Genomic DNA, 23,525 nt, shown 5'->3' with positions numbered 1-23,525 from the left:
AGGACAATGCACAGATAGCTCTGCACGCCGCCATTATCGAAAGCTTCGGGTAAGGCCAAAAGCGATTTATAGTGAGGCAAATCCGCTAGTTTTTCTCACAGATATGAAACTGCCTGCGCTGTCCGCCTTTCGCTATTTCGATGTTGCCGCGCAAACCCAGAGCTTTGTGCGCGCCGCCGAGCTGCTCAATGTCACCCACGGTGCGGTGAGCCGACAGGTGCGCCTGCTGGAAGAAACGCTGGGCGTGCAACTGTTCGAGCGGCGCAACCGGGCGATCTTTCTCACCGCCGCCGGCCGCGCCCTGCACGGCACCACGCTGTCGGTGTTCGAGCAACTGGAAGGCGCGGTGTACCGCCTGCAGCAACAGGCGCGGGAGAACGTGCTGGTGCTGTCGTGCGAGCCAACCATCGCCATGCGCTGGCTGATCCCACGGCTGCCGGCCTTTCATGCCGCCCACCCGGACATTCACCTGCACCTGGTGGCGGCTGGCGGGCCGATCGATTTTGCCCGCAGCGGCGTCGACCTGGCCCTGCGCCGCGATGACTTTCGCTGGGACGCCAATCTGTACGCACTGAAGATCTGCGACGAATGGGTTGGCCCGGTGTGCAGTGCCACCCATAACTTTCCCGAACACGGCCTGGCCGGACAACGCCTGCTGCACAGCGCTTCGCGCCCCAACGCCTGGGCTACCTGGTTGCGTCATAGCGGGGAGTCGGCCAAGGGCAGTAGCCGCGCTGACTACGAGCACTTCTACCTGTGCATTCAGGCGGCGGCAGCCGGGCTGGGCGTGGCCATGGCCTCGCGCCTGATGGTCCAGGATGAAATCGACAGCGGCCAGTTGCAGGCGCCGCGCGGCTTTATCCAGGACCAGTCGGCCTACTACCTGCTCAGCCCCCGGGCGCTGCTCGACGACGACAAAAGCCGCTGCTTCGCCGAGTGGGTGATCGGCCAGTCACAGGCCTGCCTCGCTCACCTTGACTGAGCCTTGCTGGCGGTAGCCGGCGCACAGAAGGAGGAGCCGGCACTGAAGTCGCCACCCCAGGTGCGGTAGCCCGCCGTGTCGATGTGAATGCGCCCCGACGGGTAACGCCCCAGGCCCATGTTCCAGTCCTTGCCATGGGCCTGCCAGAAGCTGCACAGCGGGTTCGGGTCGGCCCAGGCAGGTAGCAGCAGGTCGACCGCAAAGGCGCGGGTATGGGCGCTGGCCACGGCGCCACCGGCGCAGCGGTTGAGCACCGGGTCGCGGTAGGCCGAAACCACTTCATAGCGCTTGAGCACGCCCTGTTCGCCCAGGGTCTTGAGCAGCAGTAGGGTCGAACGTACTGCCGGCCACTGCGCCGCGGGCGCAAGCGCAAACGGCTCGGCCTTGCACAAACGCCAGTCACTGGCCGAGCGCAGCAATTGGTGGATAGGCACCACGCCATACAGGCGTGCATCCACCAGCATTTCACGAAAGGGCCGGGTCTGATGATCGCCCGCCCACTGAGCAAACAGGTACAGGTCACGCTCGTCAGCCTGCGCCTGCCGGGCAGCGAGCGCTGTCAGTAAAAGTCCTGCACCGATCCCGGCCTTGCACCACGTTTTCATCAGCCTGCTCCCCCTTCCCAACCCCCGGGAAATTCCTCCAGTATGGCAACCCTCCCGACTGCGGGGAGGAACTGACAAGGAGTTAAGCATGCACACGACTGCTCCACTGACCTTCGCCCTGGCCGCCATGACCCTGAGCAGCGCCGCCCTGGCTGATGCCCGCATCGACCTGGGCAGCCAGGAACGGGTGACCCGGCTGTTTGCCTACCCCAACAACTGCAACGTCATCTGCTTTCGCAACTGGACCCTTGAGCAAACCGTGGAGAACTACCTGACCCAGAGCGTGCAACGCGACGGTTACGCCGCGGCGACGGTAAAGGTCAAGCGCGACAACGACACACTACATGCCGACATCCAGGGCGTACCGAGCGACTACAGCAAGCCCCTGCAAGCGCTGCTCGACACCGGCGAGCTGGCCTACCAGGGCGCCACCCGGCTCAACCGCGAAGGCAAGTGGGCCTACAACTGGAACCTGTTCCTGCCCCTGGGCATGGCCCTGGAAAAGCGCCGCAGCATCGAGCTGCTGCATTTTCCACCGGACTACTCGCTGACCCAGGCCCAGGACTACCTGCGTTCCAACACCACCGACCGCTGGGCCACGCTGCTGACCTTCAACGGCATTCCTGCCGAGCAGACCCCGGCCTACCAGACCATCGTCGACATCGCCCCGATCGCCGCGCCAGCCAGCGCCGGCAAAGACCTGGAGGGCGTGTATGGCTACTTCAAGGATTATCAGCTGCAAATGGTCAAAGAGATGACCCGAACCGGCAACGGCGCCGCCTTGCCGATGGTTGCCTTCGGCTCGCCGGTGCGCAGCTGGATCGAGCAGCAGTACGGACCCAGGCTCTATGTACTGGGCCTGGCCAGCATCAGCCCGACGCCTGGGCAAAAGGTGCCGGTGCTGGGCGCCAATCACCCGAGCGCAATCTGGTATGCGGCAGATAAAACCAACTATGGCGGCGACCAGGACAAGGCCGATCAGGCCGGCCTGAAGATGATGGGCCAGGATTTGAGCGCTGCCTGCTGGCAGGCGGGCATGGGCCGCAACCCGGCGGCGGATGCCAAGGCAACGCTGGGGGCCTGTACTCAGAAGTGGCAGGTGACGGCGAAGAAGCAGACCTGCGAGCTGTATTTTCGCAGCATTCGCAACATGACCCCGGAGCAGGCTGGGGCCAAGTGCAATACCGGGGCGGTGACGCGGACGTTGCGTGATTTGCAGAAGTCTTGAGGTGAAGCCAATCGCGGCGACCCGACTTGCCCCGCGATTGGCTCAGTCCTGCGGACGCAAGCGGTACTGCGGCGGCAACTGGTCGAGGCCGCTGATGGTCGCGTTCAGGCTCTTCCAGCGGCCATCCTTGATGCCATAGATGCAACCATGCACCGACAGGCTCTGGCCACGGTGCCAGGCATTCTGGACGATGGTGGTATGGCCGACATTGGCCACCTGCTGGATCACGTTCAGCTCGCACAGGCGGTCCACCCGCTCTTCCTCGGTCGCAAGCTTGGCCAGCTCCACGCGGTTCTCGTAGTACAGGTCGCGAATCGAACGCAGCCAGCCGTCGATCAGGCCCAATTGGCGATCCTGCATCGAGGCCCGTACCCCGCCGCAACCGTAGTGGCCGGTGACCAGGATATGCTTGACCTTGAGCACGTCCACCGCGTACTGGATCACCGACAGGCAGTTGAGGTCGGTGTGCAGCACCACGTTGGCGACATTGCGATGAACGAACAGATCGCCCGGCAACATGCCGACGATCTCGTTGGCCGGAACCCGGGCGTCCGAGCAGCCGATCCAGAGGAATTCCGGAGTCTGCTGACGCGCGAGTTTGGCGAAGAAATCCGGATCTTCCTGCTTGATCGCATCGGCCCAGCGTGCGTTGTTATCAATCAGTTCTTGTAGATCGTGCATGTTCAAGCCTCATGGTTGGTGCGCATCTTGTGACAGGCGCCGGCCCGTTCAGGTCACGCCTTTGAATCTTCGGCCAACCGTCAGGTCCACCGCATACGCCCACCCGCAGGAGGATCGACCATGAGCCAGGAACACCGCCCGCTGCACGCCCCGCAACCCGCCCCGATCGACACCGACGAAGACCGCATGGGCTCGGTTGAAGAACTGCACTTTGACAAGGATACCCCCAATGTCGATGCCGGTTTCGACCCAACCGACGACGACCTCGAGCCAGAAACCCTGATCCCTGAAGACGGCGCCCGCTCGCCCGGCGAAGCCGGTGCGGATCACCCGGCAGACTGGGATTTGAGCGTAGTCGACGAAGATGACATCGGCGGCGGCAACGGCCTGGATGAAGCGGAACTGGCCCGGCGCGATCCGCTGGACGGCAAGCGCGAACCCTGAGCCGTTACTCGAACAGGGTGCAGGCCATGACCAGGGCGTCTTCGCGACCGCCGGCAACCGGGTAGTAGTCACGCCGGCGGCCGATTTCATTGAAGCCGTAGCGCTCGTACAGGCGGTAGGCCGACTGGTTGCTGGCGCGCACTTCGAGGAAGCACTCGCGACCGTTGCTCGCGTAGGCGCGCTTCATCAGCTCTTCCAGCAGGCGCAGGCCCAGGCCCCTGCCCTGGCTTTCCGGCTTGACGGTAATGTTGAGCAGGTGCGCCTCGTCGATGATCACGTTGATCACGCCGTGGCCGACCTGTTGCTCGCCTTCGAACATCAGCCAGATTTCATAGGACTTGAGCCCGTCGAGGAAAATCCCGCGGGTCCAGGGGTGGCTGAAGGCGGCGTATTCGATCTTCAGTACGGCATCCAGATCCGCCTCGGTCATCCGGCGAAAGCTGATTGTGTCACTCATTGCTTGGTTTCCAGCGCGCCATCAGCCGGCGCATGGCTTGCCAGACGTGCGCCTTGCGCTGCGGCTCGTCCATCAACAGTTCGAGCCCCGGCAAGGCCCAGGCAGCGCCCAGGCCTTCAACCGGCAACTCGCGGTAATAAGCTTCGGCGTCGGCCTCACCGGCAAAGCGCACGGCAGGCAGGCCAATCAGCCACAGACAGACGCACGGCGCCTCTTCAAGCCGGGCCTGAATAAAGCCCTGGACGAAATCGGTCGCGGCCTGCGGGCCCTGGTCAAGGTTGCCGCGCACCAGCAACGGCCAGCGCACCGGCTCGCCGATGATCTGCGGGCTGTCCGGCAGGCCGGCGGCGCGCAGCATGTCCTTGAGCAGCAAGTAGGACGGGTCGCGGCTCTGGAACGGCTCGCCGGTGGCAAGCTCGACCAGCAGCAGGCAGTTGCCGGCACGCAGCAGTTGCAGGGCAAAGCGTGGCGGTGGTACCGGCGCAGGCCTGGCAACCACGGGCTTTTCGGCTTCGTCCACCGCCTTGGCCGTCACTTTCGGCGTACTGCCGGGGCGCGGGATCTCGATCTTCGGGCGCTCGCCAGAACGCACCAGCGGCGCGCTCGGCGCAACGCTGGCGGGGGCAGGTGCCTGCTCCTGCGGCTCGAACGCCGGTTCCTCGAGTGCCGCCACCGGCAACAACAGCTGCGGGCGCGACGGCGCGGCGAACGGCAGTTCGGCACGCGGCAGCCAGTGCACCACTTGCATGGCGTTGAGATAAGCGCGGCGGCGGGACTCGATTAACAAGAAGGATCGGCCATCTGTGGATAAGTCAGGGCCGATATTCTAACGTTGTTCGCCGCTCGGCGCCGCTGTTGATCGGCAGAAAACCGCCCGACAGCAGCTTGAAGCGATCAAGGGGGTGAATCGACAGGCGTCTGATGCAGTACAATCAGCGCTTTTATTTGGCAACGAGTCGACCCGCCAATGATCGAACCCAAGCGCGTCCTGCGCGCCCTAGCCGAACACTGGGCCCTGCTCGAGCCGTTGTGCGAGCGCTTCGACGGGGGCACCCTGAGCCTGGCCGAACTGCGCCAGCAACTGGCCACCCAGCAGCTGGAGAGCACGCCCCAGGACATCACCAGCCTGCTCGACGTGTGGATCCGCCTGGATATCCTGGTGCCGGTGGCAAAAAGCCCGAACCGTTTCGAGCTCAACGCCCAGATCCACGACTTTCTCGCTTACCTGCGTCGCGAGCACCGCCTGGGCCTGTGCCTGGAGATCGAAGCCTACCTGCGCCACCTCGAGCGCCTGGCCGGGCACATCCAGGACGCCTTCGAGATTCGCGACGGCAATGACCTGGCGCGCCAGCTGCGCCTGCTCGACATGCGCGTGCGCGATGTACTGAAGAAGCTCGACAACGACGAACAGGCGCTGGTCGCCGTGGCCGAACGCGCTAAGACCAGCGACCGGCAGATCCCCCTGCGCCAGCGTTACGCCGAAGTCCTGGCGACCTGGGACGAATACGTCGAACCGATGATCCAGCTGGTCAACGCCGATGGCGCCTTCGAGCAGGGCGTGCGCAAGGTCGAGACCGTGCTGCTGCGCCTGCTCGGCGAGCAGGCCCGCCTTGGCCATCTGGTCGACGACGACATGCTCCTGCGCACCCACGCGCGCATCCTCGAGATGCAGACCAGCGCCCAGCTGACCCTGCGCCACGCTCGTGAACTGCTGCTGCCGCTGCGTGAAGAAGCGCGCCGGCACAACGCCGTGACCCGCGGCGCCGCCCTGGCCCTGTCGGTAATCCGCCGCAAAGGCCTGGACGCCGTGCCGCAGGCGGCCATGCCGCTGTTCACCCGCCCGCAGAGCACCTTCCTCGGCAGCGCCAGCCAGGTCGAAGCCTACGTCTATGCCCTGGCCCGCTTCGAGCCCAAGCCTGCGCAGTTTCCCAAGGCCCACAAGAGCCACAAGGGCGATGCCCCGCGTGCGCCGCGTACGGTCAAGGAAATGCTCGAGCGCTGCGAAGACGCCCTGCCGCTGCCGGACCTGATGGTCTGGCTGCTCGACCAGGAGCCCGAAGGCGCCACCGACGAGCTGCTGTACTGGTTCTCGCGCCTGTCGCGGGAAAAACGCTTTACCCGCGCGCGCCTCGAGCGCCGCGAATACACCACCCGCGAACACCTGGTCAGCCTGCGTTCCTTCGCTCTGACATCGAGCCGCGAACCATCGCCTGAGCCAACTGCGAGCCCTGCCCATGCATCTTGATCTTTCCGAACTGTCCCAGCTCGCACCGATCTTCCGCGAGCTGTTCAAGGGCTTTCACATCAGCCGCCGCGACCCGGAGCTGTACGCCCAACTGTCGAATTTCCAGGACCAGTACCGCGGCCTGTTCAAGGCCCTGGGCTTTGAACTGGTGTGCGACACCCGCGGCTTCTACTACTTCGTCCCGGACCTGGCCGCGGCCCAGGTCAACAAGACTGCCCAGCGCCTGTCGCTGTTCACCTTCATCCTGGTCGAGCACCTGGCTGACCAGGGCCGCGACCCGATGTCGGTGCTCGACGGCGGCAGCCTGGGCCGCGACGAGCTGCCTTCGCTGCTGGAAAAATACCGCGACCTGTTCATCCAGGCCGAAGTACAGACCCCCGACGAGCTGGAAGAGAAGATCATGCGCCGCATGACCCAGCTCGGCTTTGCCCACGAAGAGAACGGCATCTACCGCTTCCTGCCGCCGATGCACCGTTTCCTCGACGTCTGCCTGTCGGTGCAGCAGGACCGCGACCTGGCTGCCAGCCTGCACAGCGCCCTGCCGCTGCCAACGCCGGTGCTGGTCGAGGAAGAGAGCCCGGAAGAACTCAACCGTACCGACGACCCGCTGGACCTCAGCCCGTTCGAAGAAAGCGAAGAAGACGCCCTGGCCCGAGCCATAGCGCAAGAGCAACAGGAGATTGACGCATGAGCCAGGAACGCTACGGCATTCGCCGCTTCGCACTGCTCAACACCGCCGGCTACAGCCTCGGCCTGTTCCCCCTGGAACACCCGCTGTCGGTCTACGGTGCCAACAACCTGGGCAAGAGTGCCTCGATCAACGCCTTGCAGTTCCCGATCCTGGCACGCATGTCGGACATGAGCTTCGGCAAGTACAGCCTTGAGCAGTCGCGCCGCTTCTACTTTGCCACCGACACCAGCTACATCCTCTGCGAAGTCAACCTGCCCCACGGCCCGCACGTGATCGGCGTGGTCGGCCGCGGCCCGGGTGGCGGTTTCGGTCACCAGTTCTTCGCCTATGCCGGCGAACTGGACCTGGCCCACTACCAGAAGAACGACACCTGCCTGCGCCAGAAAGAGCTGTTCAGCAACCTTGAGCGCAACGGCCTCAAGGCCTACGAGCTCAAGCCTGACGAGCTGCGCCGCCTGCTGGTCGGCGGCCACACCTCGATCCCGCTGGACCTGACCCTGATCCCGCTGCGCTCCACCAGCGAGCAGAGCCTGAAGACCTTCCGCGCGCTGTTCATCAACCTGCTGCACATGCGCGAGATTACCGCGGCCAAGCTCAAGCAGCTGTTCCTCGACGCCTTCGAGCACAGCCTGCGTTCGGGCAGCGTCGACTACATCGCCGCCTGCGAAGAGGCCTTCCGCGACGTGCGGCGCATGGAGCAGGACTACAACTCGCTGGTCGCCGCCGGCCCGCTGGTCGAGGCCCTGGCCAATGGCGTAGCCCAGCGCGACATCCTGCGCGGCAAGCTGCATCGCCTGTCGCCACTGCTCGACTCGCTGCTCGGTACCTGGCAGGACTACGCCAGCGCGCGCAAAGAAGAGCTGGTGATCCAGGCCGAGCACTACAAGAACGAACAGGACAGCCTGCAGAACGACCAGCGTGGCGGCACCCAGGAACTGATGCGCCTGGAGCGCGAGATCACTGGCGTGCAGCGCTGGCTCGGCGAGTTGTCGGTGCTCAAGCATCGCTTCGCCCTGGTCGATGACGTCAAGGTCCTTGAACAGCAACTGCTGGCCGCCAAGGACGCCCACGACGAACTGGCCGGTGCCCTGGCGCAGTCGCGCCAGTTCAGCGCCGAAGACCTCGAAGAGCGTCTGCGCGAGCTGGAAAAACGCCTCAAATCGGTCAAGCAGCAGCTCGACCACGCCGACAACAACAGCTACGCGCGCCTGCGCGAAGAGTTCTCGCAGCAGGACGTCGAGCGCCTGATGCGCCTGTTCAATGGTGCGCTGTTCAGCCTGCCGCTGGGCGAGCGCGGCATCGAGCTGGACGACAGCGATGTCTGGGTCAAATCCCTGGAAGCGGTGCTCGACGGCTTCAAGGGCGAGCGCTTCGAGGCCCCGGGTCTGTCCATCGACCTCTCGCACATCGAGCCGCCTGCCCTGCAGGCCCTGGCCGACCGCGCCGCCCTGCGCGACCAGAAAGAACGCCTGGAAAAAGAACTCAAGCAGCTCAAGACCCAGCAGGCGGTAGCCGCCGACCGCGCCGCGAGCAAGACCCAGACCGAAGCCCTGTACCAACAGGTGCTGGATGCACAAAAGGCCCTGGAAGACTTCCGCCGCAGCGAGACACTGTCCGCCGAGGAAGGCGACAAGCTCGAGCAACTGGCGCAGATGGAAGCTGCCCAGGACGAGCTCAAGCGCTCCAGCGACGCCTTCACCGAACGCGTCCAGCAGCTGTCGGCCAAGCTGCAACTGGTCGGCCGGCAGATCGCCGACATGGAAGCCAAGCAGCGCACCCTCGACGACGCCCTGCGTCGCCGCCAGCTGCTACCCGCCGACCTGCCGTTCGGCACGCCGTTCATGGAACCGGTCGACGACAGCATGGACAACCTGCTGCCGCTGCTCAACGACTACCAGGACAGCTGGCAGGGCCTGCTGCGGGTCGATGGCCAGATCGAGGCGCTGTATGCCCAGGTACGCCTCAAGGGCGTGGCCAAATTCGACAGCGAAGACGACATGGAGCGCCGCCTGCAATTGCTGATCAACGCCTACTCGCACCGTACCGAAGAGGCCCTGACCCTGGGCAAGGCGCGCCGCGCTGCAGTCACCGACATCGCCCGGACCCTGCGCAACATCCGCAGCGACTACGACAGCCTCGAGCACCAGCTGGCGCTGTTCAACCGCGAGATCAACAAGCGCCAGGTCTCCAACCTGCAGAGCTTCCGCATCGTTTTGGCACCAAACAAGGAAGCGCTCAAGCACATCGACCAGATCATCCACAGCGCCGGCCAGTACGAGGAAGGCGAGACCCTGTCGGTGTTCGACCTCAGCGCCAGCGCCGAGCAGGACAACAAGAACGAAGAGGCCAAGGAATACCTGGCGCGCCTGGTCGCGGCCAACCACAACCAGCTGGGCCTCAAGGACCTGTTCGAACTGGCCTTCGAGATCACCAAGGTCGGTGGCCAGCCGGTGATCCACACCGACATCGACGGTGCGGCGTCCAACGGCACCACCATGACCATCAAGGCGCTGACCAACATGTATTTGTTGCTGCACCTGATGGACCGCGACCTGGCCGGCCGCGTACGCCTGCCGTACTACCTGGACGAAGCCGCCGACATCGACGAACGCAACCAGGCAGCGCTGCTGGAAACCAGCTTGCAGCTGGGCTTCGTACCGATTCTGGCGAGCGTCAAGCCGCAGGTTTCGGCGCATGTCGCCATCGACCTGGAAGGCGGCAGCGGGCCGAACGGCATCTATATCGACGAGGCAGACTGGAAGTACATCAGCCGCCGGGATGTGGAGAAGGCGGTAGTGCGCAAAGAAGCTGAGGAAGAGACTTCAGCCTGAAAGTAATCGCGGGGCAAGTCGGGTCGCCGCACCGCCGCTCCCACCGGTCCAGTGGGAGCGGCGGTGCGGCGACCCGACTTGCCCCGCGATGAACTCAACCCGGTGTTACTGCTGGGCCCACGGCAGGATCGGAATCGCCGTCACCGCATTCTGCGGGCTGCCTTCGATGATCCGGTCGGAGTACACCAGGTAGACCAGCGTATTGCGCTTCTTGTCGAGGAAACGCACCACCTGCATGGTCTTGAACACCAGCGAGGTGCGCTCCTTGAACACCTCGTCACCGTCCTTGAGCTGCTCCTTGAAGCGAATCGGCCCGACCTGACGGCAGGCGATCGACGCTTCGGCGCGGTCTTCAGCCAGGCCCAGGCCACCTTTCAGTCCGCCAGTCTTGGCCCGTGACAGATAGCAGGTCACGCCCTCGACCTTGGGGTCATCAAACGCCTCGACAACGATGCGGTCATTCGGCCCGACGATCTTGAACACCGTCGATACCTGGCCAATCTCCTCGGCCGATGCCATTACCGGCAACGCCAGCAGCGCCGCTGCAATCATCCCTTTGAACACAGGTAGTTCCTCAGACCAGAATCAGGTTGTCGCGGTGCACCAGCTCCGGCTCGGCGATGTAGCCCAGCAGGCCCTCGATCGCGTCAGACGGCTGGCCAATGATTTTCTGTGCTTCCAGGGCGCTGTAGTTGGCCAGGCCGCGGGCGACCTCAAGGCCATCCGGGCCGACGCAAACCACCATCTCGCCACGGCGGAAGCTGCCCTGCACGGTCTTCACACCGACCGGCAGCAGGCTCTTGTTGTCCTTGCGCAAAGCCTTCGCCGCGCCCTCGTCGAGCACCAGGGTGCCGCGAGTCTGCAGGTGCCCGGCCAGCCACTGCTTGCGCGCGGCAAGCATGCCGCGCTCAGGCGACAGCAAGGTGCCCAGGCGCTCGCCCGCCTTGAGGCGGTCGAGCACGCGCTCAAGGCGCCCACCGACGATGATCGTGTGGGCACCGGAACGCGCCGCCAGGCGCGCGGCACGCAGCTTGGTCTGCATGCCGCCACGCCCCAGGGCGCCGCCGGTGCCGCCGGCCACGGCGTCGAGGCTCGGATCGTCGGCACGGGCTTCGTAAATCAGCTGCGCATCAGGGTTGTTGCGCGGGTCGGCGTCGAACATGCCGTCGCGGTCGGTGAGGATCACCAGCAGGTCGGCTTCGACCAGGTTGGCCACCAGCGCCGCCAGGGTGTCGTTGTCGCCGAAGCGGATCTCGTCGGTAACCACGGTGTCGTTTTCGTTGATCACCGGCACCACGCCCAGCTCCACCAGGGTGCGCAGGGTGCTGCGGGCATTGAGGTAACGCTTGCGGTCCGAGAGGTCGTCGTGGGTCAGGAGGATCTGCGCGGTATGCCGGCCCATGCTCGGCAAAGCTCGACTCCCAGGCCTGCACCAGGCCCATCTGGCCGATCGAGGCCGCCGCCTGCAGCTCGTTCATCGCACTCGGTCGCTTGGCCCAGCCCAATCGGCTCATCCCGGCGGCAACCGCCCCGGACGACACCAGCACCAACTCGACACCTGCCTCATGCAACGCCACCATCTGCTCGACCCAGACACCCATGGCCGCGCGATCCAGGCCCTTGCCATCTGCTGTCAGCAGGGCACTGCCGATTTTCACGACCCAGCGCTGCGCACCCGTCACCTTGCTCCGCATCTTCTTCCAACCTATTCAGATCTTTAGATACCAAAACGCCGCTCCTGAGAGCGGCGTTTAGTGTACTGCAACGAATCAGTCGCGCACGTAAATGATTTCCGGGCCGTCTTCGTCGTCCTCGTCCCAATCATCGTCATCGTCGTCGCCGATGTCGTGCACGCTCTTGACCCCGCTGCGGCGCAGGGCGCGAGCGTCGTCCAGGGCCTGCAACTGGGCACGGGCTTCGTCTTCGATGCGCTGGTCGAGCTCGGTCAGCTCTTCGGCGTAGGCCGGGTCGTTGGCCAGACGGTCGGCGCGGTCTTCGAGGTAGCGCATGATGTCGCGGCTGAGCTGCTCGGTGCCCTGCTTGGAGATGGCCGAGATCACATAGACCGGGCCTTCCCACTGCAGGCGCTCGACCACTTCCTTGACCCGCTCGTCACGCTCGTCGTCCATCAGCATGTCGGTCTTGTTCAGCACCAGCCAGCGATCACGCTCGGCCAGCGACGGGCTGAAGCGGGTCAGCTCGTTGACGATGACTTCGGCGGCATCGGCGCTGCTGCTTTCATCCAGCGGCGCGAGGTCGACGAGGTGCAGCAGCAGGCGGGTACGCGCCAGGTGCTTGAGGAAGCGGATACCCAGGCCGGCACCGTCGGAGGCACCTTCGATCAGACCGGGGATGTCGGCGATGACAAAGCTCTTCCAGCGGTCGACGCTGACCACACCCAGGTTCGGCACCAGGGTGGTGAACGGGTAGTCGGCGACTTTCGGCTTGGCGGCCGATACCGAGCGGATGAAGGTACTCTTGCCAGCGTTCGGCAGGCCCAGCAGGCCGACGTCGGCCAGTACTTTCATTTCCAGTTTCAGGTCACGCTGCTCACCCGGCTTGCCCGGAGTGGTCTGGCGTGGCGCTCGGTTGGTACTGGATTTGAAACGGGTGTTGCCCAGGCCGTGCCAGCCGCCCTGGACCACCATCAGCTTCTGGCCTGGCTTGACCAGGTCGCCGATGACTTCCTGGGTGGCCGAGTCGATCACCGTGGTGCCGACCGGCACGCGCAGGATCAGGTCGTCGCCCTTCTTGCCGGTGCAGTCGGTGCTGCCGCCGTTGGAGCCGCGCTGGGCTTCGAAGTGACGGGTGTAACGGTAGTCGACCAGGGTGTTGAGGTTATCGTCGGCAACCATGTATACCGAGCCGCCGTCGCCACCGTCACCGCCGTTGGGACCACCGTTCTCGATGAATTTTTCGCGGCGGAAGCTCATGCAACCGTTACCGCCGTCACCGGCTTTGACCCGGATCGATACTTCGTCAACAAACTTCATAAAAACCGCCTCTCGTCAGCTGGACGAGCTGAGTGACACAAAGACATAAGGCTCTTGCAAAAGTGAGCGCGGCGGCCCCGTCACGACAGTAACAACCCACGCCGGCAGCCCATACAAACAGCTTTGCAAGAGACTCACCCCACAAACGAAAAAGCCCCGTCGCGAGACAGGGCTTTTCCAGCGTTCGCGCGATTACTCGGCGACAACGCTCACGTAACGACGACCGAAGGCGCCTTTAACTTCGAACTTGATCTTACCCGCGATCTTGGCGAACAGGGTGTGATCTTTACCCATGCCAACGCCGTAGCCAGCGTGGAATTGGGTGCCGCGCTGACGCACGATGATGTTGCCAGGGATGATAGCCTGGCCGCCATACATCTTCACGCCAAGGCGTTTGGCTTCTGAGTCGCGACCGTTACGGGTACTACCACCAGCTTTTTTGTGTGCCATGGTTCAAATTCTCCAGAAATGGATTCAGGCGATTAAGCCGAAATACCGGTGATCTTGATTTCGGTGAACCACTGGCGGTGGCCCATACGCTTCATGTGGTGCTTACGGCGGCGGAACTTGATGATGCGCACTTTGTCGTGACGACCTTGGGAGATCACTTCAGCAACAACCTTGGCACCAGCAACGACTGGAGCGCCGATGTTCACGTCGTCGCCATTGGCAACCAACAGAACGCGGTCGAAAGTCACGGATTCGCCAGTGGCGATTTCCAGTTTTTCGATTTTCAGGTATTCACCTTCGGCGACTTTGTACTGCTTGCCACCGGTAACAATTACTGCGTACATGGGTATTTCTCCGATAATCCTGCTCACCCAGCTCTTTATAGGAAGAGTATTGGCTGGCATGGCTGCATAGGGCTGGAACGGCCCAGTGCAATTGCGTAAGGCAGGTGCTGCCCAGGAAGTTCAGGGTGCGCGATTGTACGCAAGCCCCGCTTTGCTTGCAAGTCCCACCCCCGGCCCGCGGGCAGCGCGCCTTGACACGCCGGGACCCGCGACCTAGCATGCCGCGCAACCTTTATGGAGCACCTGTGGCCGATGCAACCCCAAGCTTTCTACCGTGCGGTAGCGGACGACTTCAGCGCCGTTGACGAGATTATCAAGAAACAGCTGACTTCGCGTGTACCGCTGGTATCGAAAATCGGCGACTACATTACCTCGGCCGGCGGCAAGCGCCTGCGCCCGCTGCTGGTGCTGCTGTGCGGCAAGGCCCTGGGCCGCGAAGGCGACGACCTGCGCCTGCTGGCCGCCACCATCGAGTTCCTGCACACCGCCACCCTGCTGCATGACGACGTCGTCGACATGTCCGGCATGCGCCGTGGCCGCTCCACCGCCAACGCCCTGTGGGGCAACGCGCCGAGCGTGCTGGTCGGTGACTTCCTGTACTCGCGCTCGTTCGAGATGATGGTCGAACTGGGCTCGATGCCGGTCATGCAGATCCTCTCCAAGGCCACCCGGGTCATTGCCGAAGGCGAAGTCCTGCAGTTGTCCAAAGTGCGCGACGCCAGCACCACCGAAGAAGTCTACATGGACGTCATCCGCGGCAAGACCGCGATGCTGTTCGAGGCCTCGACCCACAGCGCCGCAGCCCTGGCCCAGGCCACCGAGGAGCAGAGCGAAGCCCTGCGCACCTTCGGCGACCACCTGGGCGTGGCCTTCCAGCTGGTCGACGACCTGCTCGACTACAAGGGCGATGCGCAAACCCTGGGCAAGAACGTCGGTGACGACCTGGCCGAAGGCAAGCCGACCCTGCCGCTGATCTACACCATGCGCGAAGGCACCGCCGAACAGGCTGCGCTGGTCCGCCAGGCCATCCAGAAAGGCGGCATCGAAGACCTCGAGAGCATCCGCGCGGCCGTTGAAGCCTCGGGCTCGCTGGACTACACCGCCAAGCTGGCCCGCGACTACGTGGCCCGCGCCATCGCCTGCCTGGACGTGCTGCCGGCCAGCGAATACCGCGATGCACTGGTCGAACTCAGCGAATTCGCCGTCGCCCGCACACACTGATTCGCCACCTCCCTAGTCGCGGGGCAAGCCCGCTCCCACACGGTGGGAGCGGCCGTGCGACGCCTCGACTTGCCCCGCGATTGCATTCGCCCCACGACAACAAAACCCTATACAATGTAGGTTTTGTACCTGTACGTCTTGAGGAACCTTAGTGAGCACTTTGCCACCCTGCCCCAAATGCAACTCCGAATACACCTACGAAGACGGCGCCCAGCTGATCTGCCCCGAGTGCGCCCACGAGTGGTCGGCTGCCGGTGAAGCCGAAGCGGCCAGCGACGAAGCGGTGAAAAAGGATGCAGTGGGCAACGTCCTGCAGGACGGCGACACCATCACCGTGATCAAGGACCTCAAGGTCAAGGGCACCTCGCTGGTGGTCAAGGTCGGCACCAAGGTCAAGAACATCCGCCTGTGCGATGGCGACCACGACATCGACTGCAAGATCGACGGCATCGGCCCTATGAAGCTGAAATCGGAATTCGTCCGCAAGGTCTGATTCTGCCGGGTTTCGGGGTCGCGCTGCGGCCTCGACAACCCACCGGCGGGAAAAAACCGCCAATAGGCACTTGCTATTTTGATAATAAGAATTATTCTCATTGAACGCTTTCAAGGAGAATAGCCATGACTTATCTGATAGACGCCTGGCTTGACCGCCCCCATCCTTACCTGCGCATCCTGCACCGGGAAACCGGCGAGGTGTGTGCCGTGCTTGAAGAAGAAGCACTGGACGAACTGCGCGACCAGGGCGACCTGGATCTCAATGGTTTGAATTCAAGTGAGCCAAGTGTGCTCAAGGAGCTGGTGAGGAACCTGTTCCTGTTTTGCTATGCCCGGGCGTTGCGCCCTGGCGGTGGAACCGATTGGAACTGAACAGCATCGCGGGGCAAGCCCGCTCCTACCCGAATTGTGTAGGAGCGGGCTTGCCCCGCGATAGGTCTTACAGAACGTCCAGCAGCTCGACGTCGAACACCAGCACGCTGTGCGGCGGGATGCTGCCAACGCCCTGAGCGCCGTAAGCCAGCTCGCTCGGCACGTACAGGCGCCATTTGCTGCCGGCGTTCATCAGTTGCAGGGCTTCGGTCCAGCCGGCGATCACACCGCTGACCGGGAACTCTGCTGGCTGGCCGCGCTCGTAGGAGCTGTCGAACACGGTGCCGTCGATCAGGGTGCCGTGGTAGTGGGTACGCACGCTGTCGTCGCGGCTTGGCTTGGCGCCTTCGCCAGCAGTCAGTACTTCGAACTGCAGGCCCGAAGCCAGGGTGGTGATGCCGTCACGCTTGGCGTTTTCAGCCAGGAAAGCCTTGCCTTCGCCAGCGGCAGCTTCGGCCTTGGCCGCAGCTTCGGCTTGCATGATTTCGCGGATAACCTTGAAGCTGGCCGACAGGTCGGCTTCGCTGACGCGGCTGTCCTGGCCGTTGAAGGCGTCGGTCAGGCCGGCCAGGATGGCGTCCAGGTTCACACCTGGTGGCGGGTTGTCACGCAGTTGGCCACCCAGCTGACGGCCGATGCCGTAGCTGACGCGAGTTTCGTCGGTAGACAGGTTGAGTTCGGACATTTGCTTGCTCCGCTGCAGGGCGCACGACAGCCGCGCCCTTTATGAAAAGGGCGAGCAGCCTAGCACACTGCGCTTGCGCAGATCAGCTACCAGGCCGAACGTCGTGGCATCGGGATTTTCAGGTCGCCATCACCGGCGTCGGCGCCACCGCACATCTCGTCGTCCATCGACCAGTGCACCAGGTGCAGCGGCACAGCGGGCAAACCGTCGAGCAGGCGCTGCGCGTCGACCACCGAATGCACTTGCACACGCTTGCCGTGCTTATCAACCAGCGGATGGGCATGGCCTCTTACCCGGGCCTCGATAACGAACTCACCGCCTTCGAGGGCAATCAGGTTGAACTCATCGACATGACCGGCCCTGGCCTCGGTGTTCAGTTGTTGAAGGTTCATTGCGATACCTCGTTACTGGAACTTCGAGTGACCGTTCATTTTTTGTACAGCGGCAGGCAAAGCACAAGGCAAAAACGCAACCGCCCGTCCGTTTTGCAACGGACGGGCGGTATTTGACTGGCACAACGCCTGATCAGTGCTTGGTGACCTTGTCCAGGTAACCCATGGCAAAGGCCGAGACCACGAAGGTCATGTGAATGATCACGTACCACATCAGGTACTGGGGTTCGATGTTGCGCGCGTCCATGAACACCCGCAGCAGGTGGATCGAGGAAATCGCCACGATCGAGGCTGCGACTTTCATCTTCAGCGAAGACGAGTCCATCTTGCCCAGCCAGCTGAGTTTTTCCTTGTCTTCGTCGATATCCAGCTGCGAGACGAAGTTCTCGTAACCGGAAATCATCACCATCACCAGCAGGCCGCCGACCAGGGCCATGTCGATCAGCGACAGCAGCACCAGGATCAGGTCGGCTTCAGCCAGGGCGAAGACGTTGGGCAGGACGTGGAAGATCTCCTGGAAGAACTTCAGTGCCAGCGCCAACAGGCCCAACGACAGACCAAAGTAGATGGGCGCGAGCAGCCAGCGCGAGGCATACATCGCATTTTCGATAATACGTTCCATTGAAAACTCGTCAGGTTGGCAAAAAAGCGAGCGCGAGTATAACAGCCACCCATGACAGAAAAAGCCCGTGGCACGCTGCCACAGGCGCGGCGCAGGCGTCTCAGGTTTCCGGATGGAACTGGAAGTCGCCGACGTGATGCACGCGTTCGCCGTTGATCCGGCGCAGTTGCGCTTGCAGGTGCACGCACCAGATCTGCGGATCGTCAGCCAGTTGGTAACCGTGCAGGGTCAGGCTGTCGACAATGGCGTTGAGCACCGATTCGGCCACGAATGGCCCGTGAAACGGCCCCTGGGCCTTGATCGCAGAGGGCTGCTCGCCAGCCATGCCGGCGGCAAACAGCAGGGTCCACATGCCGTTGTCACCGGCCAATGGGCGGATGCTGCATTCAATGCGGGTCACCAGGCCCAGGCATTGACGGGTGAGGCTGAGGCTGCGCGGCATGGCGGAGGTCCTCGGTAAACCCTTGTTCAGCCTTCAGGTGAAGGCTGTCTCTTCCTGTACCTACCACTGTCCCTGAACTGAAGAATAGAAGAATTCCGCCCATGCGTGGAAAAACCGGCGCCGAATGGTCATGTTCCATTTAGCGCCGTTTTTTTGACTCGTACCACTCAGGTCAGGACGGTTTGACCTGGGCCAGGGCCTGCTCGGCGTGCTCCTTTTCTGCCTCCTTGAGGTCCTCTTCGCTGATCATCTCGGCAATCACCCGCAAGCGCTCGACGACCCGGGCGTTGACACTGCCTTCCGGGAACTGGCCTTCTTCGTCCGGCTCACCGGCAGGTTCACCGACCAAAAGGCTCAGGGCCTCGTCGGCCTGGCTTACGGCGTAGACGTGGAACATGCCGGCGCGTACCGCCTGCAGCACCCGCTCGTCGAGCATCAGCGTGGCAACGTTGGCACGCGGGATGATCGCGCCCTGCTCGCCAGTCAGGCCACGGGCTTCACAAAGGCGGAAGAAGCCCTCGATCTTCTCGTTGACCCCACCGACCGCCTGCACTTCACCGAACTGGTTGATCGAGCCGGTGATGGCGAAGCACTGCTTGAGCGGGGTTTTCGACAAGGCCGAGATCAGCGTGCAGGCCTCGCCCAGCGAGGCGCTGTCGCCGTCGACATAACCGTAGGACTGCTCCAGGGCGATACTCGCGGAGATCGCCAGGGGGAATTCCTGGGCATAACGGCTGCCCAGGTAACCGGTGAGGATCATCACCCCCTTGGAGTGGATCGGCTGGCCGAGGTTGACCTCGCGCTCGATGTCGACGATACCGCTGCCGCCAGGGTAGACCGTGGCGGAGATCCGCGCCGGCACCCCGAAGGCTGAATCGCCGACTTCCAGTACGGTCAGGCCGTTGCACTTGCCCACCGCGGCGCCGTCGGTATCGATGAGGATGATGCCGGCCAGCATGTCGTCGAGAATCCGCGCCGACACACGGCCGGTGCGCGTGGCCTTGGCCTTGAGCGCACGTTCGATGTGCCCGGCGTCGGTCATTTCGTCATTGGCCAGGTGGCGGATGAAGTCCGCCTCGCTGACCAGCTGGAACAAATCACCAATACGCGCCGACAAACGCCCCTGGTGCTCGGCCAGGCGCGCGCTGTAGGTCGCCAGGCGCGCCACCGCGTCGGCGCTCAGCGGCGCCATGCCCTCCTCGCTGGTGCGGGTCTTGAGCAACTGGGCGAACTGCTCCAGGCTCTCGTCGACCATGGGGATGTCTTCGTCGAAGTCGACCAGCACCCGGAACATCTCCTGGAAGTCCGGATCGTGATCCTGCAGGGCGTAGTACAGCTGGCGCGCACCGATGATCACCACCTTGATGTTCAGCGGGATCATCTGCGGGTTGAGGGTCACGGTGGCCAGGCGGCCGAATTCGCCCAACGGCGATTCCATCTTCAGCTTGCGCGACTGCAGGGCGCGCTTGAGCGCGTCCCAGACAAACGGCTCGCTGAGCATCTTCTCGGCTTCCAGAATCAGGAAGCCGCCGTTGGCCCGGTGCAGGGCCCCCGGGCGCAGTTGCCGATAGGTGGTGTACAACGCGCCCTGGTCGGTGCTGTATTCGATACGGCCGAACAGGTTGTCGTAGGTCGGGTGCGGCTCGAACACCACCGGCGCACCGCCGCTGGCGTGATGGCCGACCACCAGGCTCGGTGCGTACTGCTCTTCGAGCAGCTTGCGCGCCTGGGCGTCGGTCTTGCTGTCATCAACCAGTTGCTCGACCACAGTGCGCAGCAGGTAGACCTGCATGGCTTGCAGGTAGGCACAGACGGCGGCGTTCTCAGCGTACTTTTCAGACAGCGGCGCCAGCAATGGTTGCAGCGCCAGAGTGATGGTTTCTTCGTTGAGTTGACGCAGCTGGTTGCTCGATTCGCGCTTCCATTGCGGCAGGCTCGCCAGTTCTTCGTTGAGGCGTTCTTCCAGCGCGGCGATATCGTCGTGGAAACGCTCGCGCTCGGCTTCCGGCAACTGCGCAAATTCCGCTTCGTCCAGCGCCTTGCCGTCGGCCATCGGGGTGAAGGCAACGTTGCTGCTGTCGCGGTACAGGGCCACGTCCTTTTCCAGCGAGGCGCGCTCGATCACATCCAGGGCACGGTCGTATCGCTGGTTGAAGGCGCGGTCGATGGCGCTTTTTTTCTGCTGGTAGGACGGGTGCTCGAACACTGCCGGAAAGGTTGCCAGCAGGTTGTCGATCAGGCCACCGATGTCGCTGATGAACGCCCCGGCGCTGCCCGGTGGCAACTCCAGCGCGCGCGGCTCGCGTGGCTCGTCGTAGTTGTTGACATAGACCCAGTCCGACGGCGTTTGCAGGCGCTTGCCTTCGGCCTTGAGGTAGCGTTTGACGAACGAGAAACGGCCAGTGCCGGGCTCGCCCATGACGAAGACGTTATACCCGGGACGCGGCATGGCGACGCCGAACTGCAAGGCTTCGACTGCACGCTCCTGGCCAAGCACACCGCGAAAAGGCTCCAGATCATTGGTGGTGGAAAAAGCGAACTGTTCAGCGGAAAACGGCCGGGTCAGGGCTTCGGGCGCAAGACGCAGGCTCGCAGCGACAGGATCGGGCATCGGGCTTCCTTACTTCGGCGGGGCGGATGTCAGCATTCTGGCGCCGTGCGCGTGCACGTTGCAAGGCTCATCGCTGCTAATTGTCGCAGGGGCGAAAAGCCGATCTACGTCAATATTTTCAGGCAATCTTTCGCAATAAATCACGGAACCCTTAGATCGTGCCTAAACTCCAAACTGCGCGGCTGGGTAAATAACCGACCCGCCCTGGCAACTGGTCCTACAGATATGCCAGACAACCCTGACCTTTGGTATGTAATTCTAGAAAGAGAACAATGCTATGAAACGGATTCTTCTGGGTACTCTGTTCACCGCGGTCTCCCTCAATGCCATGGCCCAGGCCCCTGGCGGACCGGATTGCGGCTGGGGCAACATGCTGTTCGAGGGCCAACGCGGCACACCGGCCCACTTCCTTGCATCCACCACCAACGGCACCTCCGGCAACGCCACTTTCGGCATGACCTCGGGCACCAACGGCTGCTCGACCAACGCTGCGCTGACCTATGGCGGTAAATCATGGTTCGCCATGAACGGCATGATGAACGAACTCTCCGAAGACATGGCCAAGGGTCAAGGTGAAGCACTGACCACCTATGCCGTGGTGCTCGGTGTCGCACCGGAAGATCGCGCGCACTTCGCCGCGGTTACCCATCAACACTTCCAGGACATCTTCAAGACCGCCGATGTCACGGCTGAAGATGTACACAGCAACACCCTCGCAGTGCTGAAAAGCGATCCACGCCTGGCCAAGTACGTCACCCAGGCTTAAGCTCGGCCCACCCGCCCCTTCACCGGGGCGGGTTGTTGTCCGCCTCTATCGGCATCATTCAGACTTAGTTGCCCGACATGCTCAAACGCCTTGCCTACCTGGCGCTCTGTGCCTGCGCCCCGCTGCATGCTGCCCCTTCATTCGATGAAGCACGCCTTAAGCAACTGGCGGCCGACCGCTACTGGATCGCCCTCGGCCATTACGAGACGGCCAAGCTGGGCGGCTGGCGCAGTTACGTCGATGACCAACGCTTCTTTCTTGCCGAAGACGGCGCCCATCACCCGGACCAGGAGCTGCGCGCCACCGTCAAGGCGCTGTACGCACCGGCGAGCCTGGGCGACAAACATGCCCAGTGCGTGTTCCCGGCACGTACCCGCTGGCTGCGCGAGCAGTTGCAACTGGACGACCTGCCGAGCCCGGACTGCAAGGACTACACCCAGTGGTTCAAGGACGTCTCGCCGCACAGTGCGGTGATGATCTTCCCGGCCGCCTACCTCAACAGCCCCTCGTCGATGTTCGGCCATACCCTGCTACGCATCGACCAGGCCGACGTGCAGAGCAACGAAACCGCCCTGCTCAGCTACGCGATCAACTTCGGCGCCTATATCGAAGGCAGCGACAACAGCATCCTCTATGCCTGGAAGGGCCTGATGGGCGGCTACCCGGGCCTGTTCGCCCTGGTGCCCTACCAAGAGAAACTCTCCGAGTACCGTAGCCTGGAAAACCGCGACCTGTGGGAATACCGGCTGAACCTGACCCCGGAAGAAACCGGGCGCATGGTCGAGCACGTCTGGGAACTCAAGCAGATCCAGTTCGACTACTTCTTCTTCGACGAAAACTGCTCCTACCGCCTGCTCGAGCTGCTGCAGGTGGCGCGCCCGAGCCTGGACCTGACTTCGCAGTTCCCGCTGACCGCGATCCCCACCGACACGGTCAAGGCGGTCAAGCAGGCCGGCCTGGTCGAGCGTATCGACTACCGGCCGTCGCGCGAGCGCGAACTGCTGGAGCGCGCCAAGCCGCTGGAGGCCGAGGAACAGCAACAGGTGCTGGCCGTCAGTGCCGACACCGCGCAGCTACAGAGCCCCGCGTTCACCGCCCTGCCCCGCGAGCGCCAGGCCCTGGTGCAGGACGCCGCCTACCGCCTGGAGCGTTACCGCGCCAACGGTCAGGAGCGCGACCCGGCGCGGACCAAGCGCAGCTTCGAGCTACTGCGGGCAATCAACCGCAACCCGCCGCCGGAGCTTGAGATCGAGCGCCCCGGCTTGCCTGAGGACGGCCACCAGTCACGTACCTGGCAATTGGGCCTGGGCAGCCGCGATGATCGCGCCTACGCCGAATATGGCCTGCGCATGGCCTATCACGACCTCAACGACAACGCCTACGGCTTCCCCCTCGGCGCACAGATCGAGATCCTCCAGCTCAAGCTGCGCCAGTACGAAGGCAACGACTGGCAGGTGCAGCGTCTGGACCTGGCGACCATCCGCTCGCTGACCCCGCGCAACGCCCTGCTGCAACCCTGGTCCTGGCAGGTCGCCGGGGGGCTTGAGCGAGTGCTGGGCAAGCACGGCGACGAGGTGCTGGTCAGCCACGTCAATGGCGGCGCCGGCGCTACCTGGCAGTTGGCCGATGACGTACTGGGCTTTGCCCTGGGCACGGTGCGCGTCGAGCACAACAATGACTTCGCCGGCTTCATTGCGCCGGCTGCAGGCTTCAATACCGGGATGCTGTGGCGCAACCCGCTGGGCAACCTGAGCGTCGAGGCCAAGGCCGACTACTTCACCAATGGCGAGGTGCGCCGTAGCCTGAGTCTGAATCAGCAGTGGGAGCTGTCCCGCGATCTGGGTGTACGTTTGAGTGCCAGCCGCGACTTCAGCAAGCTTGCGTCAGCGCAGAACGAGGTGATGCTGGAGCTCAAGTGGTATCACTATTAGCAAGGCCCCAATACCTTGATCACATCCTTTTGACGCG

The 23,525-nt window shown here is 63.4% G+C and carries 24 protein-coding genes and 1 pseudogene; 11 read left to right on the top strand and 14 right to left on the bottom strand.

The features are described 5' to 3' along the window. The first annotated feature begins 103 nt into the window (after positions 1 to 103). A complete protein-coding gene (locus tag ACZ9A3_RS00505) occupies positions 104 to 982 on the top strand; it encodes a LysR substrate-binding domain-containing protein (RefSeq protein ID WP_476252034.1) in 879 nt (292 codons plus the stop codon). Here the strand turns inward: ACZ9A3_RS00505 and ACZ9A3_RS00500 are convergent. Further along, positions 970 to 1,587 carry a D-Ala-D-Ala carboxypeptidase family metallohydrolase gene (locus ACZ9A3_RS00500; protein ID WP_045195956.1) on the bottom strand — a complete coding sequence of 206 codons (618 nt, stop codon included), beginning with the start codon at positions 1,585 to 1,587 and terminating at the stop codon, positions 970 to 972. The genes ACZ9A3_RS00505 and ACZ9A3_RS00500 overlap by 13 nt on opposite strands. Positions 1,588 to 1,675: 88 nt before the next feature. On the opposite strand from ACZ9A3_RS00500, the gene ACZ9A3_RS00495 reads away from it, so the two are divergent. Further along, the gene (locus ACZ9A3_RS00495) at positions 1,676 to 2,815 is read left to right on the top strand and encodes a hypothetical protein (protein ID WP_476252033.1); all 1,140 of its coding nucleotides are present in this window, start codon (positions 1,676 to 1,678) and stop codon (positions 2,813 to 2,815) included. A gap of 42 nt (positions 2,816 to 2,857) precedes the next feature. Here ACZ9A3_RS00495 and can read toward each other — a convergent pair whose 3' ends face one another. After that, entirely contained in the window at positions 2,858 to 3,496 is a 639-nt protein-coding gene (gene can, locus ACZ9A3_RS00490; RefSeq protein ID WP_038614773.1) for a carbonate dehydratase, read from the bottom strand. A 120-nt stretch (positions 3,497 to 3,616) separates the two neighbouring features. Here can and ACZ9A3_RS00485 point away from each other — a divergent pair, with 120 nt between their 5' ends. Beyond that, positions 3,617 to 3,940, top strand: a complete 324-nt coding sequence (locus tag ACZ9A3_RS00485; RefSeq protein ID WP_045195953.1) for a hypothetical protein — start codon at positions 3,617 to 3,619, stop codon at positions 3,938 to 3,940. Between the two features lie 4 nt (positions 3,941 to 3,944). Here the strand turns inward: ACZ9A3_RS00485 and rimI are convergent, their stop codons facing one another. Then, positions 3,945 to 4,397, bottom strand: a complete 453-nt coding sequence (gene rimI, locus ACZ9A3_RS00480; RefSeq protein WP_093387901.1) for a ribosomal protein S18-alanine N-acetyltransferase — start codon at positions 4,395 to 4,397, stop codon at positions 3,945 to 3,947. Further along, entirely contained in the window at positions 4,390 to 5,184 is a 795-nt protein-coding gene (locus ACZ9A3_RS00475) for a hypothetical protein (protein ID WP_045195949.1), read from the bottom strand. The genes rimI and ACZ9A3_RS00475 overlap by 8 nt, the downstream gene beginning before the upstream one ends. A 180-nt stretch (positions 5,185 to 5,364) precedes the next feature. Between ACZ9A3_RS00475 and mksB the strand changes: the two genes are divergently transcribed. From mksB to mksF, 3 genes are read left to right on the top strand one after another with little or no spacing between them, the layout of a single operon-like run. Further along, positions 5,365 to 6,642 carry an Mks condensin complex protein MksB gene (gene mksB / locus ACZ9A3_RS00470; RefSeq protein ID WP_045195947.1) on the top strand — a complete coding sequence of 426 codons (1,278 nt, stop codon included), beginning with the start codon at positions 5,365 to 5,367 and terminating at the stop codon, positions 6,640 to 6,642. Further along, positions 6,632 to 7,333: an Mks condensin complex protein MksE gene (mksE, locus tag ACZ9A3_RS00465; protein ID WP_010225708.1), complete on the top strand. Its 702-nt coding sequence runs from the start codon at positions 6,632 to 6,634 to the stop codon at positions 7,331 to 7,333. Before mksB ends, mksE begins: the two co-directional genes overlap by 11 nt. Then, on the top strand, positions 7,330 to 10,164 hold the full coding sequence (gene mksF, locus ACZ9A3_RS00460; protein ID WP_476252032.1) for an Mks condensin complex protein MksF: 2,835 nt from the start codon (positions 7,330 to 7,332) through the stop codon (positions 10,162 to 10,164). Before mksE ends, mksF begins: the two co-directional genes overlap by 4 nt. A gap of 105 nt (positions 10,165 to 10,269) precedes the next feature. On the opposite strand, the gene ACZ9A3_RS00455 is transcribed toward mksF, so the two are convergent. The 5 genes and pseudogenes from ACZ9A3_RS00455 to rplU all read right to left on the bottom strand — a co-directional run bounded on the left by ACZ9A3_RS00455 (position 10,270) and on the right by rplU (position 13,951). Further along, on the bottom strand, positions 10,270 to 10,716 hold the full coding sequence (locus ACZ9A3_RS00455) for a CreA family protein (protein WP_093388208.1): 447 nt from the start codon (positions 10,714 to 10,716) through the stop codon (positions 10,270 to 10,272). A 22-nt stretch (positions 10,717 to 10,738) separates the two neighbouring features. Further along, positions 10,739 to 11,858, bottom strand: a pseudogene (proB, locus tag ACZ9A3_RS00450) (glutamate 5-kinase). 75 nt (positions 11,859 to 11,933) lie between these two features. Next, on the bottom strand, positions 11,934 to 13,157 hold the full coding sequence (gene cgtA / locus ACZ9A3_RS00445; RefSeq protein ID WP_093387895.1) for an Obg family GTPase CgtA: 1,224 nt from the start codon (positions 13,155 to 13,157) through the stop codon (positions 11,934 to 11,936). 192 nt (positions 13,158 to 13,349) lie between these two features. Further along, positions 13,350 to 13,607, bottom strand: coding sequence for a 50S ribosomal protein L27 (gene rpmA / locus ACZ9A3_RS00440; protein WP_010225698.1), 258 nt, complete (start codon positions 13,605 to 13,607; stop codon positions 13,350 to 13,352). Positions 13,608 to 13,639: 32 nt separating this feature from the next. Further along, entirely contained in the window at positions 13,640 to 13,951 is a 312-nt protein-coding gene (gene rplU / locus ACZ9A3_RS00435) for a 50S ribosomal protein L21 (protein WP_010225695.1), read from the bottom strand. 252 nt (positions 13,952 to 14,203) lie between these two features. On the opposite strand from rplU, the gene ACZ9A3_RS00430 reads away from it, so the two are divergent. The 3 genes from ACZ9A3_RS00430 to ACZ9A3_RS00420 all read left to right on the top strand — a co-directional run bounded on the left by ACZ9A3_RS00430 (position 14,204) and on the right by ACZ9A3_RS00420 (position 16,039). After that, positions 14,204 to 15,172, top strand: coding sequence for a polyprenyl synthetase family protein (locus tag ACZ9A3_RS00430; RefSeq protein WP_038997216.1), 969 nt, complete (start codon positions 14,204 to 14,206; stop codon positions 15,170 to 15,172). Positions 15,173 to 15,323: 151 nt separating this feature from the next. After that, entirely contained in the window at positions 15,324 to 15,665 is a 342-nt protein-coding gene (locus tag ACZ9A3_RS00425; RefSeq protein WP_045195941.1) for a zinc ribbon domain-containing protein YjdM, read from the top strand. A 125-nt stretch (positions 15,666 to 15,790) separates the two neighbouring features. Beyond that, the gene (locus ACZ9A3_RS00420; protein ID WP_038997219.1) at positions 15,791 to 16,039 is read left to right on the top strand and encodes a PA4570 family protein; all 249 of its coding nucleotides are present in this window, start codon (positions 15,791 to 15,793) and stop codon (positions 16,037 to 16,039) included. Positions 16,040 to 16,106: 67 nt separating this feature from the next. Here ACZ9A3_RS00420 and ACZ9A3_RS00415 read toward each other — a convergent pair whose 3' ends face one another. The 5 genes from ACZ9A3_RS00415 to ACZ9A3_RS00395 form a co-directional block, all read right to left on the bottom strand. Beyond that, complete coding sequence (locus tag ACZ9A3_RS00415) at positions 16,107 to 16,724, bottom strand: FKBP-type peptidyl-prolyl cis-trans isomerase (RefSeq protein ID WP_045195939.1); 618 nt, start codon at positions 16,722 to 16,724, stop codon at positions 16,107 to 16,109. A gap of 86 nt (positions 16,725 to 16,810) precedes the next feature. Beyond that, positions 16,811 to 17,116: a DUF6482 family protein gene (locus ACZ9A3_RS00410; protein WP_045195937.1), complete on the bottom strand. Its 306-nt coding sequence runs from the start codon at positions 17,114 to 17,116 to the stop codon at positions 16,811 to 16,813. A gap of 133 nt (positions 17,117 to 17,249) precedes the next feature. Further along, on the bottom strand, positions 17,250 to 17,738 hold the full coding sequence (locus ACZ9A3_RS00405) for a TIGR00645 family protein (RefSeq protein ID WP_010226381.1): 489 nt from the start codon (positions 17,736 to 17,738) through the stop codon (positions 17,250 to 17,252). 100 nt (positions 17,739 to 17,838) lie between these two features. Further along, positions 17,839 to 18,180, bottom strand: coding sequence for a PA4575 family protein (locus ACZ9A3_RS00400; protein ID WP_010226382.1), 342 nt, complete (start codon positions 18,178 to 18,180; stop codon positions 17,839 to 17,841). 172 nt (positions 18,181 to 18,352) lie between these two features. Continuing rightward, positions 18,353 to 20,791, bottom strand: a complete 2,439-nt coding sequence (locus ACZ9A3_RS00395) for a Lon protease family protein (RefSeq protein WP_045195935.1) — start codon at positions 20,789 to 20,791, stop codon at positions 18,353 to 18,355. Positions 20,792 to 21,068: 277 nt separating this feature from the next. Here ACZ9A3_RS00395 and ACZ9A3_RS00390 point away from each other — a divergent pair, with 277 nt between their 5' ends. Together ACZ9A3_RS00390 and ACZ9A3_RS00385 are read left to right on the top strand one after the other, a co-directional pair. Further along, positions 21,069 to 21,557 (top strand): DUF3015 domain-containing protein, encoded by a 489-nt coding sequence (locus ACZ9A3_RS00390; protein ID WP_093387889.1) that lies wholly within the window; start codon positions 21,069 to 21,071, stop codon positions 21,555 to 21,557. A 77-nt stretch (positions 21,558 to 21,634) separates the two neighbouring features. Further along, positions 21,635 to 23,488, top strand: a complete 1,854-nt coding sequence (locus ACZ9A3_RS00385; protein WP_476252031.1) for an Lnb N-terminal periplasmic domain-containing protein — start codon at positions 21,635 to 21,637, stop codon at positions 23,486 to 23,488. Positions 23,489 to 23,525: the final 37 nt, after the last annotated feature.

It is taken from the genome of Pseudomonas sp. TE4620 (assembly GCF_056279045.1).
The sequence above is the reverse complement of the archived record's forward strand: the minus strand, read 5'-3'. Positions and strand labels throughout refer to the sequence as shown.